General features: G+C 65.9%; 12 protein-coding genes. 4 read left to right on the plus strand and 8 right to left on the minus strand.

Annotated elements, in window-relative coordinates; genetic code table 11:
* Nucleotides 1-10: 10 nt before the first annotated feature.
* From CI41S_RS35290 to CI41S_RS35300, 3 genes are all read right to left on the minus strand, one after another.
* Nucleotides 11-838, minus strand: a complete 828-nt coding sequence (locus tag CI41S_RS35290; protein WP_139863628.1) for a class I SAM-dependent methyltransferase — start codon at nt 836-838, stop codon at nt 11-13.
* A 58-nt stretch (nt 839-896) separates the two neighbouring features.
* Entirely contained in the window at nt 897-1,310 is a 414-nt protein-coding gene (locus CI41S_RS35295) for a hypothetical protein (RefSeq protein ID WP_172628315.1), read from the minus strand.
* A gap of 77 nt (nt 1,311-1,387) precedes the next feature.
* Nucleotides 1,388-1,693, minus strand: coding sequence for a nickel-binding protein (locus tag CI41S_RS35300; RefSeq protein WP_139480041.1), 306 nt, complete (start codon nt 1,691-1,693; stop codon nt 1,388-1,390).
* 157 nt (nt 1,694-1,850) lie between these two features.
* On the opposite strand from CI41S_RS35300, the gene CI41S_RS35305 reads away from it, so the two are divergent.
* Nucleotides 1,851-3,671 (plus strand): winged helix-turn-helix domain-containing protein, encoded by a 1,821-nt coding sequence (locus tag CI41S_RS35305; protein ID WP_139863630.1) that lies wholly within the window; start codon nt 1,851-1,853, stop codon nt 3,669-3,671.
* Here the strand turns inward: CI41S_RS35305 and CI41S_RS35310 are convergent, their stop codons facing one another.
* On the minus strand, nt 3,672-4,466 hold the full coding sequence (locus tag CI41S_RS35310) for an NUDIX hydrolase (protein ID WP_139480039.1): 795 nt from the start codon (nt 4,464-4,466) through the stop codon (nt 3,672-3,674).
* Between the two features lie 217 nt (nt 4,467-4,683).
* Complete coding sequence (gene asd, locus CI41S_RS35320) at nt 4,684-5,547, minus strand: archaetidylserine decarboxylase (RefSeq protein WP_139863753.1); 864 nt, start codon at nt 5,545-5,547, stop codon at nt 4,684-4,686.
* A 34-nt stretch (nt 5,548-5,581) separates the two neighbouring features.
* On the opposite strand from asd, the gene CI41S_RS35325 reads away from it, so the two are divergent.
* Nucleotides 5,582-7,246, plus strand: coding sequence for an aminotransferase class III-fold pyridoxal phosphate-dependent enzyme (locus CI41S_RS35325; protein WP_139480037.1), 1,665 nt, complete (start codon nt 5,582-5,584; stop codon nt 7,244-7,246).
* Nucleotides 7,247-7,945: 699 nt separating this feature from the next.
* On the opposite strand, the gene CI41S_RS35330 is transcribed toward CI41S_RS35325, so the two are convergent.
* The 3 genes from CI41S_RS35330 to CI41S_RS35340 form a co-directional block, all read right to left on the minus strand.
* Complete coding sequence (locus tag CI41S_RS35330) at nt 7,946-8,566, minus strand: hypothetical protein (RefSeq protein WP_139480036.1); 621 nt, start codon at nt 8,564-8,566, stop codon at nt 7,946-7,948.
* A 230-nt stretch (nt 8,567-8,796) separates the two neighbouring features.
* Nucleotides 8,797-9,486 carry a class I SAM-dependent methyltransferase gene (locus tag CI41S_RS35335; RefSeq protein ID WP_139863631.1) on the minus strand — a complete coding sequence of 230 codons (690 nt, stop codon included), beginning with the start codon at nt 9,484-9,486 and terminating at the stop codon, nt 8,797-8,799.
* Nucleotides 9,487-9,510: 24 nt separating this feature from the next.
* A complete protein-coding gene (locus tag CI41S_RS35340; protein ID WP_139863632.1) occupies nt 9,511-10,566 on the minus strand; it encodes a glycosyltransferase family 4 protein in 1,056 nt (351 codons plus the stop codon).
* 139 nt (nt 10,567-10,705) lie between these two features.
* On the opposite strand from CI41S_RS35340, the gene CI41S_RS35345 reads away from it, so the two are divergent.
* The gene (locus CI41S_RS35345; protein ID WP_139863633.1) at nt 10,706-12,088 is read left to right on the plus strand and encodes a TAXI family TRAP transporter solute-binding subunit; all 1,383 of its coding nucleotides are present in this window, start codon (nt 10,706-10,708) and stop codon (nt 12,086-12,088) included.
* Nucleotides 12,089-12,395: 307 nt separating this feature from the next.
* Nucleotides 12,396-13,178 (plus strand): sulfite exporter TauE/SafE family protein, encoded by a 783-nt coding sequence (locus tag CI41S_RS35350; RefSeq protein WP_244626780.1) that lies wholly within the window; start codon nt 12,396-12,398, stop codon nt 13,176-13,178.
* The last annotated feature ends 33 nt before the right edge of the window (nt 13,179-13,211 follow it).

Below are 13,211 nucleotides of genomic sequence, written 5' to 3' on the forward strand. Positions count from 1 at the left end.
AAACGGCGGATCAGCCGTTCCTGGTGATGACGGCCTCGAGATATTCGCCGGGAACGACCAGCGTGCCGTCTGTCGCCGTATTGAACCGGTCCACGAGGGCGAGCATGTCGGCGGCGAGCGCCTGCTGCTTGTCGGCGTCGAGCGCACCAAAGGCCTTCAGCACCGGCCCGTAATAGGTGCGGAAGATCTCGAGCAGGTGTTCGCGCGATTTGTAGCGGAAGTTGAAGTGCTTCGATTTGGCGGCAACGCTCGCGCGCGGACCGAAGAGCGCGGCGAGATGCGTCTCGGTGCCCCATAGCGCGGGAGACTTCACGCCCGGCGCCGGCGGAACATATTTGCCGATGGTCTTGAAGATGTTGCCGACAAAACTGTCCGGCGTCCAGTTGGCGAGGCCGATCTTGCCGCCGACGCGGCAGACACGCAGCAGCTCATTGGCGGCGCGCCGCTGGTCGGCGGTGAACATCACGCCGAACGTCGAGAGCACGACGTCGAAGCGCCGGTCGGGAAACGGCAGGTTCTCCGCGTCCGCTTCCTGGAACGTCACCGGCAGACGCTCGGCCGCCGCCCGCTCGCGGCCGCGCTCGAGCAGCGCGCCGACGTAATCGGTCGAGACCACGTCGGCGAAGCGCCGCGCCGGCGCGAGCGTCGCATTGCCGTTGCCGGCGGCGACGTCGAGCACGCGCTGATTGCTGCGCAGGTCGACGGCCTCGCACAGCGTCTCGCCGACGATCTGCAGCGTGGTGCCGACGATGGCGTAGTCACCCGAGCTCCAGGTGGCTTGCTGGCGCGCCTTCACGGCGGCGAGATCGACGGCGGGCGTTTCGGTCTGAACATTCATTGCTATCTCCCTCGAGAGGTGTCGTGATGAAAATGCAGTGCTGAAAATGTGCTGCGGACTATTCCGTGCGCTGGTCGGGGATGTCAGGGCTCGCGGACGCGACCACGAGGCGCCATTCCGAGCTGAGGCGGCAGCGCTGCCTGGTGCGTTGCTGCGAGACCGCCTGCTCCGCTTGCGCCGCGTGATGGTCCCGTACAACCAGGTCCGCGGCCATGGTGAACACGGGTGAAGAGCCACCTGCGATCACCAGGGCAAAGAGCGCGCGCCGCATGATCGGCCGCGAGGGCCGGACGCCGAGGTTCGGCAACGGTCGGCCGCCGAAGCTGCGCAGCATGACGCGGCTGACTTGCCGCGCACGATTTGCAAGCATGCGAGCGACCGACTGATTGACGATCCGGCTGAAGCGCGAAAGGACAATGGAAAAATACTTTTGCGCCGGACTAAAAACTGGCTCCATGAAAGAGAAAGACATTATCGTATCCTTGATCGTGATGTGACAGCGTGCCGGATCGTCGGATCGGGATGCGCCATCGGACGCTTCGCAAAGCGTCACTCAGCGGCAATGGGCGGTTCGACGGGATCGCCGCGCACCACGACGGTGGTCGCGACCTTGTAAAATTCCTCACCGGGCATGCCGACGCGGCGAGCATGCTCGCGGATCGAGTCGCCGTCACGCGCCTCGTATATGCAGAAGGTGCCAATGCGACCATCTGCCTCATGCACCACGTAGCTGCGGATCCAGCGCACGCGATCGGACATCTGCTCGTTGCCGATCCTGGCGGAGGTCGCGCCGGCGGCCTGCAGCTCGGCCATGTTGGCCCAGGCGCTGGGGCGGCGAATGACGTAGAGATCCATGGAAATGCTCCTCGATGACGAATTGTTGAACGGTGAGCCGCGACGATCGCGAGCCGTGAGGAGCTATATGCGCTGCCGACGCTGACTGTCCTTACCGCGGACTGATCATTGTCTGATCTTTGCCTGAACCTTTTCCACGGCGGCCGGACTCACTGACATGGCCTTCGCCTTTGGACCGTTCGAGCTTGACGAAGCGGGCCGCGTCGTGTTGTGCGCGCGGCAAGAGGTCCCATTACAGCCGCGTGTCTTCGACCTGCTGGTCTACTTCGTTCATCACCGCGGCCGCGTCGTCTCCAAGGATGAACTGCTGGACGCGGTGTGGCCCGACGTCACAGTCACCGACAACTCGCTGCAGCGCGCCGTGAGTGCGTTGCGCGCCGTGCTGCGCAAGGGCGGCATGGAGCATGCGATCCGCAACCTGCCGGGCAAGGGATATCGCTTCAGCCTCGAGGCCGAGAGCGCGCAACCGCTGCAGGCTGCCGAGCCGCAGCTTGGCGAGGCGACCGGCGCGATCGGTCTCGCCCGGCGCGCCGTGGCCGGACAATTGTGGCTGCAGGCCGCCAGCCTGTTCGAGAGCGCGCATGAAGACGGTTCGCTCACTGCCGACGATTTGCACGACTGGGCGCTGGCGCTGCAATGCCTCGGCAAACCTGCGGCGGCGATTCCAATTCTGGTTCGCGCGGTCAGTGCACGCGCCAAGGCGGGCGATGCCGCCGGTGCCGCGGCCGACGCGATCACGCTGTCGGGCCTGCATTTCGAATGCGGCCAGGCCGCGGTCGGCAAGGGCTGGCTGGCCCGCGCGGAAGACTGGGCGTCCGGGCTGAACGATCCGCCGACCAGCGCGCTGGTGCTGTGGATGAAATCGAAGCTCGCCGCATTCGACGGCGATCCGGAACAGGCGCTCGCCTTGGCCGACACCGCCTACACGTCGGTCCGGCACAAGGACGCGATCGGCATCGAGGCGGTGAGCCTTGCCTATCGCGGCTTCTACCGGCTGTGTCTTGGCGACACCAGCGGCGGACTGGCCGATCAGGACCATGCCGCCGCGCTTGCGCTCTCCAGCAACACGCTGGATCCGATCATGGCCGGCCTGCTCTACTGCAACATCCTGTGGGCGGCGCGGATGTTCGGCGACTGGGCGCGCGCCGACCAATGGACGCGCGGCTACCAGAGCTTTTGCTCGGGCAGCGGCATGGAGCTGACCGGATCATGCCAGCTGCACCGCTCCGAGGTGCTCGGCATCCGCGGCTCGCTCAGTGAGGCGCTGTCGCGTATCCAGGACGCGCTGACGCGGCTGACGAGCGATGCGCCGTGGTCGATCGGCGACGCCAACCGCGTGCTGGGCGAGATTCAAGCCGCGATCGGCAATGATGACGCCGCGCTCGCAGCCTATGATCGGGCTTACGCGCTGGGCTGGTGTCCGGAGCCGGGCCGCGCAATGCTGCTGCTGGCAAGAGGCGAAGCCGAAGCCGCCTATGCCAGCCTCGAGCGGAGCCTGATCGGCAAGACCTGGTGGACACTGCAGCGGCGCGGCATCCTGCTGGCGCATCTGGCGCTGGTTGCGGCCCACACCCATCGGAACGAGCAGGCGGAAAGCCTGATCCGTGAGCTGTCCGGCAGTCCGGACCGCTGGCCGATGCCCTCGATCCGCGCGCTCACCAACGAGGCGCAGGCGATTCTGGCGCTTGGCCGGCAGGATCATGACGCGGCGTTGCGGCACCTGCATCTCGCTCGCCAGCTGTGGTCGAGCATCGAGGGGCGGGTTCAGGCGGTGCGGCTGCGGCTGCAGATCGCCAGGCTGCAGTTCGAACGCGACGACATTCGCGGCGCCGCGACCGAGGTCCACGCCGCCCGGCTGATTGCGAGCGAGATGGGATCGCGCAAGCTGGAAGCCGACTGCATCGCGCTTGAGCGCGACATCGACTGGGCGACGGGCGGCCGCGCCGTCGCCGGCCAGCGCCAGCAGTTGCGTGGATGATCACGCGGCGCGGCGCAGCCAATCCCGCACGCGATCGAGCAGGTTCTTGCGCAGGATCGGCTGGGCCGCGGCGCCGATCGGCGCGATCTCCGGCGCAAATGACGGCGAGGTTGCCGGCGCCGCCGGGCCTGCGGCCTGCTCGCTCTCGATGCCATCGCCCGCATCGGCAGCAGCCTCCTGCGGCGCCGTAACCGGCGCCTCAGGCTCGGTGTGCGCCACAACCTCGGGCGTCTCCGCGACCTCCGCGGCCCCGGGCGCCTCTGCGACCACCGACCTGTCGACAACCGGCGTCCCCTCGACGGCCGGCGCCTGCTCGGCAAGCCGGCTCTTCCGCCGTTCCGCAGCCACGGCGCGCAAACGCGCCCGCCGCTCGCGTTCGGCCAGCGCCGCGGACTGCAACGCGATCGGGCCGACATTCTCAAGGAACGTGCGTTCATAGCTGCGCGACAGCCGTTCCAGTGCCTGTTCGAGCGGCAGCCAGTCGACCTCGCGGATGTCGCTCATCAACTCGCGCACCGGCCGGCCGCCGGCATCCATGCGCCAGTAATGCACAACTTTCGAACGGCCGCCGGATTCGTAGACCAGCGTGCCCAGGAACTCGTGCACGTCGACGGCGTGGCCGGTTTCCTCCAGCACCTCGCGCTCGGCGGCGGCGCGCGGCGTCTCGCCGTCATCGAGCTTGCCCTTCGGCAGCACCCATTCATTGCGCTTGCGCAGGCGCACGACGGCAATCCGCGGCGGTGACTCCCGCCGCAGCACAATGCCTCCCGCCGCCAGAACAGGCGTCCGCGCCATCAGAAATCCCAAGGTTTGCGATTTGCAATCGTCGCACGACGATCACGTCCATACTAGAGCATGATCGGCAAAAGTGGAAACCGGTTTTCCCCGCGACAACTGCAAAACATCTGCGTCGAGATCATGCGCAAAAATGCGGCGACGAAACGATCAAATTGGGATTCTTGTTTTGACGCGTTTTCTTCTCGCGAACCGGTGCCCACTTCGCTCGAAAACGCTATGGCTTGCGCAGCAGCGGCTCGCCGCATTTGATCCGCGTTCCCTCCGCGACGTTGTCACAGAATTCGAAATGATCGGGCGCCAGCACGATGATTGTCGAGCCATGTTCGAACCAGCCGAGCTCATCGCCCTTTTTCACCTGCGCATCGCAGGGAAAATCCACCGGTCCCCGCGACTGCGCATTCAGCGTGACGTCGAGGAAATGCAGGCGGATGCTCGCGACCAGGATGGCGGCGACCGGAACCATGGTGAACGCCTCGCCGGTCGAGAGTTTTGCGCACAGCACCGCGCGCTCGTTCTTGCAGAACAGCCGCTCGATCCGCTTCAGCGCGATCGGATTGACGTTCCAGACGTCGCCATGAATGAACGTGACCTTGTCGATGGTCAGATCATACGGCGCATGGAAGCGGTGATACATGCTCGAGGTCAGCCGCAGCGTGACAAAGCGGCCGTTGCGATGCCGCTCGACCAACGCGGGGTCGCCGACCAGATCCAGCAGCGAATAGGGCGCGCCCTTGACCTGGAACAACTGCCCATCCTCGATCCGGCCATGGGCGCCGATGATCGCGTCCGACGGGCTGGCGATGATGGCGGGGTCGGCCGCCGCCGGGCGCAGGCCGGGCTTGAGCTCGCGGGTGAAGCAGTCGTGCAGGCTGCGAAACTCGGTCTTCTTGGCCTCCGAGAGGTCGAGGTCGGAGAACAGCTTCCAGCAGGCGATCGAGGCATCGCGGACCAGCGGGTTCTCGACCTTGGAGAACCAGCCCATGAACCGGGTCAGCGCCGCCCGCGGAATCCGGTTGGTGAGCAGGAAATTCAGGTCTTCCTGCTGGGTGAATGCCGAGATCAGGCCCTTGACTGTCATGAATCTGTTAGGTGCCGAGGCTAGCGCTTCTGTCATGGAAACATCCCTTCCGATTCTCTCGCTGTCCGCCGCCGCGCTTGCCGGCGCCGCCGCAGCTTTCCCCAAAATTCAGGCCCGCATCGCGCTGTCGCGCGCGAAGCACCGCTCGCTGACCGGACATTCCAAGATGTCCAAGATGGTGGCGCGGATGGTGCCGAAATACGAATTCGACATCGACGAGTTCTTTCGCTCCGACGGCGCGCCATCCGAGGTCGCGATGCAGCGCCAGGACGGCTTCTTCCGCCTCGCCGGTCTCTACAAGGAGCGCTACCCCAAGGGCCGCGCGCTGACCGCCGAGGTCTCGGACCGCATCTCCGATCTGCAGTTCACCGAATCCTACCGGGTGCCGTTCCAGTACAGCCGCCTGGTCCGCGAGCATCTCAACACCTCGGCCTTCATGCAGGCCTCGAGCGGCGTCACTGTGACCGACGTCGACGGCAACACGTTCTACGACCTCACCGGCTCCTACGGCGTCAACATCTTCGGCAACGACTTCTACAAGGAGTGCATCGCCGAGGGTGAGAAGCGCGCCCATGGGCTCGGCCCGGTGCTCGGCCCCTACCATCCAATCATCACCGACAACGTGAAGCGGCTGTGCGAGATCTCCGGCCTCGACGAGGTCTCGTTCCATATGTCCGGCACGGAGGCGGTGATGCAGGCGGTGCGGCTCGCGCGCTACCACACCAAGCGCAAGCGCCTGGTCCGCTTTGCCGGCGCCTATCACGGCTGGTGGGGCGACGTGCAGCCGGGCGTCGGCAACCCGGTGTCGCCGCACGAGACCTTCACCCTCGCCGAGATGTCGGAGAAGACGCTGCACGTGCTGCGCACCCGCAGCGACATCGCCTGCGTGCTGGTCAACCCGCTGCAAGCGCTGCATCCGAACGCCAACGCACCCGGCGATTCCGCGCTGGTCGACTCGTCGCGCTCCTCGAAATACGACCGTGCCGCCTACACCGACTGGCTGAAGCAGCTGCGCGAGGTCTGCACCGCGCGCGGCATCGTGCTGATCTTCGACGAGGTGTTCGTCGGCTTCCGCCTCGCCGCCGGCGGCGCCCAGGAATATTTCGGCGTCAAGGCCGACATGGTGACCTACGGCAAGAGCCTCGCCGGCGGCCTGCCGGTCGGCGTGGTGTGCGGCCGCAAGGATCTGATGCGGCGCTTCCGCGACGACCGTCCTGCCGATGTCTGCTTCGCCCGCGGCACCTTCAACTCGCATCCCTACGTCATGACGTCGATGGACGAGTTCTTGAGCCGGCTCGCCAGCCCGAACTTCCGCTCGATCTACAACGGGCTGGAGGAGACCTGGAACGGCCGCGCCAAGGCGCTGAACGACCGGCTCGAAGCGCAGGGGCTGCCGGTTCGCGTCGGCAACATCTCGTCGATCTGGACGGTCTATTACACCGAGCCGTCCCGCTACAACTGGATGCTGCAATACTATCTGCGCGCCGAGGGCCTCGCGCTGAGCTGGGTCGGCACCGGCCGGCTGATCTTCAGCCTGAACTACAACGACGCCGACTTCACCGAGGTCGCCGACCGCTTCGTCGCCGCCGCGGAGAAGATGAAGCGCGACAGCTGGTGGTGGCACAAGGACGGCCTCACCAACAAGAACATCAAGCGCCAGATCCTGCGCGAAATGGCCGCCGCGAAGTTCAAGCGCTGAGCGCAGCCGCCGCCCACGCTCTATCCCCCCCTCGCCCCGCTTGCGGGGAGAGGGTCGGGGTGAGGGGGAGTCTCCCCAAAGCCGGTGACAGACGGACTCGCGGAGAGGCCCCCTCACCCGGATTGCATCTGCGATGCAATCCGGCCTCTCCCCGCAAGCGGGGCGAGGCGAAGCGGGTGTGCCGGGGACGTGCCCTCGCGATAAGGCTGCGCACAACTCTCTCCCTCCCTCGCCCCGCTCTTGCGGGGAGAGGGTCGGGGTGAGGGGCTGCGTCCACATGATTGCTGCCGGACGGACTCGCGGAGACTCCCCCTCACCCGGATTGCATCTGACGATGCAATCCGGCCTCTCCCCGCAAGCGGGGAGAGGCGAAGTGAGTACGCGGCTTAGTTGTCCAAGCCCTGAGACAAGGCACAACTGTCTCCCCCCCTCGCCCCGCTTGCGGGGCCGCGACGAGCAAAGCTCGCGCTGAGAGGGTTGGGGTGAGGGGGAGTCTCCGCGAAACCGGTGAGAGATGGACTCGCGGAGAGTCCCCCTCACCCGGATTGCATCTGCGATGCAATCCGGCCTCTCCCCGCACGCGGGGCGAGGCGAAGTGAGCGTATGGCCGACGAGATTCAATCGAAGTGGTCCCAAGACGTCGATGCCCGGGGCTGGCCCGGGCATCACGCAGTTCGAAAGAGATTGGGGGATCAACGATCAGGCAGCGTGCTTGACGTGCTTCTCGAGACCCGGATCGATCAGCTCGCCCTTCATCAGGAACAGCGGCGCCTTGTGATAGAGCTTCAGGTCGTTGAAGGGATCGGTGATGATCTTGGTCGCCCAGACGAGGCCGGTCTCGACGTCGCGGATGAAGAACAAATGGATGGTGCGGAACAAGAGACCGCCGATGCCGACCGCGAGCCAGATCTTGGCCACCTGGCGGGTGAAATCGCCCATCGTGACCCAGGGCTTGAACAGGCCGAACAGGGTCGGATCGAAGTACAGCACCATCGGCGACAGCGCCCAGATCGACATCAGCACGACCTTGCGCTGCAGATTGTAGCCGACCTTGATGTCTTCCTTGTGCTCGTGGGTGGCGTGGTTGACGTGGTCGTAGCCCTTCGGCTCGAAGAAGAAGTGACCCGCCTGGCGCGAGGTCATCGAGACCAGCCAGCCGACCAGCGCCGACACCACCGGATCGAAGAACAGCATCACATAGGCGAACAGGAAGCTCAGCGCGCTGACGAAGTGCAGGCTCTGGTTGATGCGGCTGTGATGATAGTAGCGGTGGTCATCCCAGCGCTGGGTACGCAACTCTTGCAGAAAATTCTTGATCATTGGTTCCCCCAACATCTTTCGGAACTTGGTTTACAGGGATTCGATGTACGGCGTGTGACATCATCATAATGACATATAACGATGTGGAGCGACGCCTTGACGCAACCGGAGAGTGCCTCGCCTCACCCGGCACGCGCACTCGCGGTGGATGAGGCCGAGGCTCGGTACCGTAGTTTCCCGGTTCGAGGCGGCGCTGTGCGCCGCGTCACGCGGGAGCAACGGCGGCGGCGTTAGGCAGCCTTGGCGACCTCCGCCTTGCGGAAGCGGACCAGCGAGAAGTGACCGAGCGGCGGGATCAGGCGGCGCTCGGCGAGCTCCATGCCGTGCGCGCCGGACAGCCATTTGGTGTAGCGCGACCAGGCGAACTCGGCGGTGCGGAAGCCGAGCGGACGCACCACGGGCTGCAGCCGCTGCTCGATGAAGCGGCGGACGCCGGCGTCGGCGCTGACACGGGTCAGGATGATCAGCTCGCCGCCCGGGCGCACCACGCGGGCGAACTCGTCGAGCGCGGCTTCCGGATTCGGCACCGCCGACAGCACGTACTGCGCCATCACCACGTCGAACGAATTGTCCGGGAATTCGAGCTTCTCGGCGTCCATCACCGCGAGCCCCTCGACATTCTTCAGGCCGTATTCGGTGACCCGCTTCTTGGCCTTCTCCAACATCGCTTCGGAGATGTCGGTCCCGAAGATGCGGACGTGCGGGCCGTACAGCGGCAGCGAGATGCCGGTGCCGACGCCGACTTCGAGCACACGGCCGCCGATCTTGTTGGTGGCCTGGATCGCGGCCTGCCGGCCCTTGCTGAACACGCCGCCGAATACGAGGTCATAGATCGGTGCCCAGCGGTCATAGGCCTGCTCGACCGTTTCGCGGTCGAAGTCCATGGAGCGCTTTGCGTCCAGCTTGAGGATATCAGCCATAGTCCCTTGTCTCTCGTTCGTTTGTTAATTCGAAACCGCGGTCTGGCCGGCGACACGGCGGGCGGGCCGCGGCGCGCGGCTCGGCTGCAGCGTGGCCAGATTGCCGATGAACTGACGCGCACTGTTTTCCCAGGAGCGCTCCAGCGCAAAATTGCGACAGGCTTCGCGCGACATCGTCAGCGCGCGCAGGCAGGCCTTGTGCAGGTCGTTGTCGATCGCGCCGATCGGATGATCCGCGATGACGTCCTTCGGGCCGGTGACCGGAAACGCGGCGACCGGCGTGCCGCAGGCCAGCGCCTCGAGCTGCACGACGCCGAAGGTGTCGGTGAGGCTCGGGAACACGAAGACGTCGGCGGCGGCGAGGTGCGAGGTCAAATCCTGGCCCTTCTTCTCGCCAAGGAAAATCGCATCCGAATATTTCTGTTCCAGCGCCGCCTTCTGCGGTCCGTCGCCGACCACGACCTTGGAACCGGGCAGCTCCAGCGACAGGAAGGCGTCGAGGTTCTTCTCCACCGCAACGCGGCCCATGGTCATGAAGATCGGCCGCGGCAGATCGAGTTTGGCCGGCTGGTCGGGGTTGAACAGGCGGGTGTCGACGCCGCGGGTCCAGAAGCCGAGCTTGCGGAAGCCGCGCTCGGCGAGCTCGGTCCGCAGCGAGTCGGTCGCCACCATCGTCATCGATCCGGCGGCGTGGAAGTGGCGCAGCACGGCGTAGCCGACGCTGTCGGGAATGCCGGTCCGCACCGAGACATATTCCGGGAAGCGCGTGGTGTAGGACGTGGTGAAGGCGAGCTTGTTGCGCTTGCAATAGCCGCGCACCGCCCAGCCGATCGGCCCTTCGGTCGCGATGTGGATCGCCTCGGGCGCGGCCTCCTCGATCCGGCGCGCGATCTCGCGGCGGTTCGGCAGCGCCATGCGCAGGCCCGGATAGGTCGGCACGCCGACCGAGGGAAAGCCGTCCGGCGTCAGGAATTCGATCTCGGCGCCGAGCGTCGCGGCGCTGCGCGACAGCGAGGTCAGCGTCCTCACCACGCCGTTGACTTGCGGATGCCAGGCATCGGTCGCAACCAGTATGCGCATTGCAGGAGATCCAGATCGTTAACGTTTGATTCTGCTCGCACGACGTTCTGACATGGATGTTTCAAACGTATGACGTCATCGAAATGTTAGGTTCTTTTTGAACCCCTATGCCCCGTTTTTCGTGTATCGTGACAGTAAGATGTCAGAGCAGCATGAAAATCCCGGCGCCGTGCGCCGCAGGCTGAAGCGGCGAAACTGGTCGCTGCTGATCCTTGCGGTCGGCATCTTCGTGTTCGGCCTCGCCGCCGGCGCGCTGTACTACGCGCTGCGTCCTGTGACGCTGCAGGTCGCGGTCGGCCCGACCGGCAGCGACGACGTAAAGCTGATGCAGGCCTTCGCACAGACGTTTGCGCGCGACGGCAGCGCGGTGCGGCTGAAGCCGGTGATGACGGCGGGCTCCGCCGAGAGCATCGCGCTGTTTGCCGCCAACAAAGTCGATCTCGCGGTCGCGCGCGGCGATCTCAATCTGCCGGCGAACGCCGAGTCGGTCGCGATCCTGCGCAAGAACGTCGTGGTGCTGTGGGCGCCGTCGGGCACGAAGGGCGCGCGGCGCTCGGCAGCGCGGATCAAGAGCATCGACGATCTCGCCGGCCGCAAGGTCGGCGTGATCGGCAGCACGCAGGCCAATGTCACGCTGCTGCGCGTGATCCTGACCGAGTCCGGCGTCAACCCCGACAAGGTCGCGGTCGCCCAGTTCTCGACCAAGCAGATCGCCGATCTGGCGCGCGATCCCTCGCTCGACGCCTACATGGCGGTCGGCCCGCTCGACAGCAAGATCACCACCGACGCGATCTCGGCAACCGCGACGGCGCGCGGCGAGCCGCGCTTCCTGCCGGTCGAGGTCTCGGAGGCGATCGCGCAGAAACATCCGCTCTACGAATCCGAGGAGATCCTCGGCAGCATCTTCTCGTCGTCGCCGGCGCGGCCGGAGGACAAGGTCGAGACCGTCAGCGTCAACCATCTTTTGATCGCCCAGCATGCGCTGAACGATGCCACCGTCGGCGCGCTGGCCCGGCAATTGTTCGCGCTGCGCCTGCAGGTCGCCCATGACGCGCCGGCGGCCTCCAAGATCGAGAAGCCCGACACCGACAAGGACGCTGCGCTGCCGGCGCATCAGGGCGCTGCCGCCTATATCGACGGCACCGAGCGCACCTTCCTGGAAAAATACTCCGACTATCTCTGGGCCGGAATCCTGCTGATCTCCGGCCTCGGCTCCGCCGGTGCCTGGCTGCGTCACTACATGAAGCGCAACGAGCGCGAGCAGTACATCACCCATCGCGACAATCTGCTGGCGCTGATCACGCGGGTGCGCAGCGCCGAGACGCCGGAGCAGCTCGAGGCGATGATGAGCGACGCCGACGATCTCCTGCGCGAGGCGCTCGACTGCTACGACGACGGCGCGATCGAGGAAGGCGATCTCTCGGTGATCGCGCTGACGCTGGAGCAATTCCATCACGCCATCGCCGATCGCCGCGCCGTGATCGGCGGCGACCGCCCCGGCCTGCCGCGGCTACGCGCCTAGCGCTCGCCTATAATTTCGGGATAATGGAATAATACCGGTGAGTTGCCCGACGTGTCAAGGCCGTATCGCCGGTCGGCCGTCGGCTACTTTGCATGGGGTTGTTTTTCGGCATTTTGGCAGCCCCCCGCGACGGCCCGCAAGTGGGGTGAGAGAGAGCGCAGTTCCGACGTGGTTGCCGTTTGACCTGATCTCAACAACACCGCGCGGAATTGCTCCGAGAGCAATGTGCTCCGAGAGCAATATAAAAGTTGCGCGCGCATGCACGCGATACCATGTTGCTCATCATCGCAACGCATCGCGCAGCACCATGACCGCCTCCGCCATCGCAGAACTGCCCGGGCCATACGTGCTCGCGGTTGCGTTCGCCGGCGTGTTCCTGATCGCCTTCATGAAGGGCGCGTTCGGCGGCGGCTTTGCCATCGTCGGCATCCCGCTGCTCTCGCTGGCGATGGATCCGATCGCCGCCGGCGCGCTGCTGGCGCCGCTGTTCGTCGTCATGGACATCACGGCGCTGCGCTTCTGGCGGCCGAGCACCTGGTCGCGCGCCGACCTCGCGATGCTGCTGCCGGCGCTCATCGTCGGCATCGGCCTCGGCTATTTCGTGCTGCGCGATCTCGACCGCCACGCGGTGGAGATCGTGATGGGTGTCGTCACGCTGGCGTTCGCCGCGACCTGGTTTCTCGGCGGCGGCGAGATCAAGCCGCGACCGCGCTCGACCATCAAGGCTTCGCTGGCCGGGCTCGGCTCGGGCGTCACCACGATGGTCGCGCATTCCGGCGGACCGCCGCTGGCGATGTACCTGCTGCCGCTCGGCATGCCGAAGGCGCTCTACGCCGGCACCACCAGCCTGTTCTTCACGGTCGGCAACCTCTTGAAGGCGGGCCCGTGGCTGGTGCTCGCGACGCCCTCGCGCAGCCTGTGGATGCTGATGGCGCTGTGCGTACCGGCGGTGCCCGCCGGGGTCTGGGCCGGCTGCCGGCTGCACGAGCGCCTCGACCAGCGCGCGTTGTACCGCGCCTGCTACGCCATTCTGGTCGTCACCGCGGCCAAGCTGCTGTGGGATGGCCTCGCTGGATACATCCGGTTCTGAGCACCGCAGCCGATCCCGGCTGTGCTTCGGATG

It is taken from the genome of Bradyrhizobium ivorense (assembly GCF_900696085.1).
GTDB classification, from domain to species: Bacteria; Pseudomonadota; Alphaproteobacteria; order Rhizobiales; family Xanthobacteraceae; genus Bradyrhizobium; species Bradyrhizobium ivorense.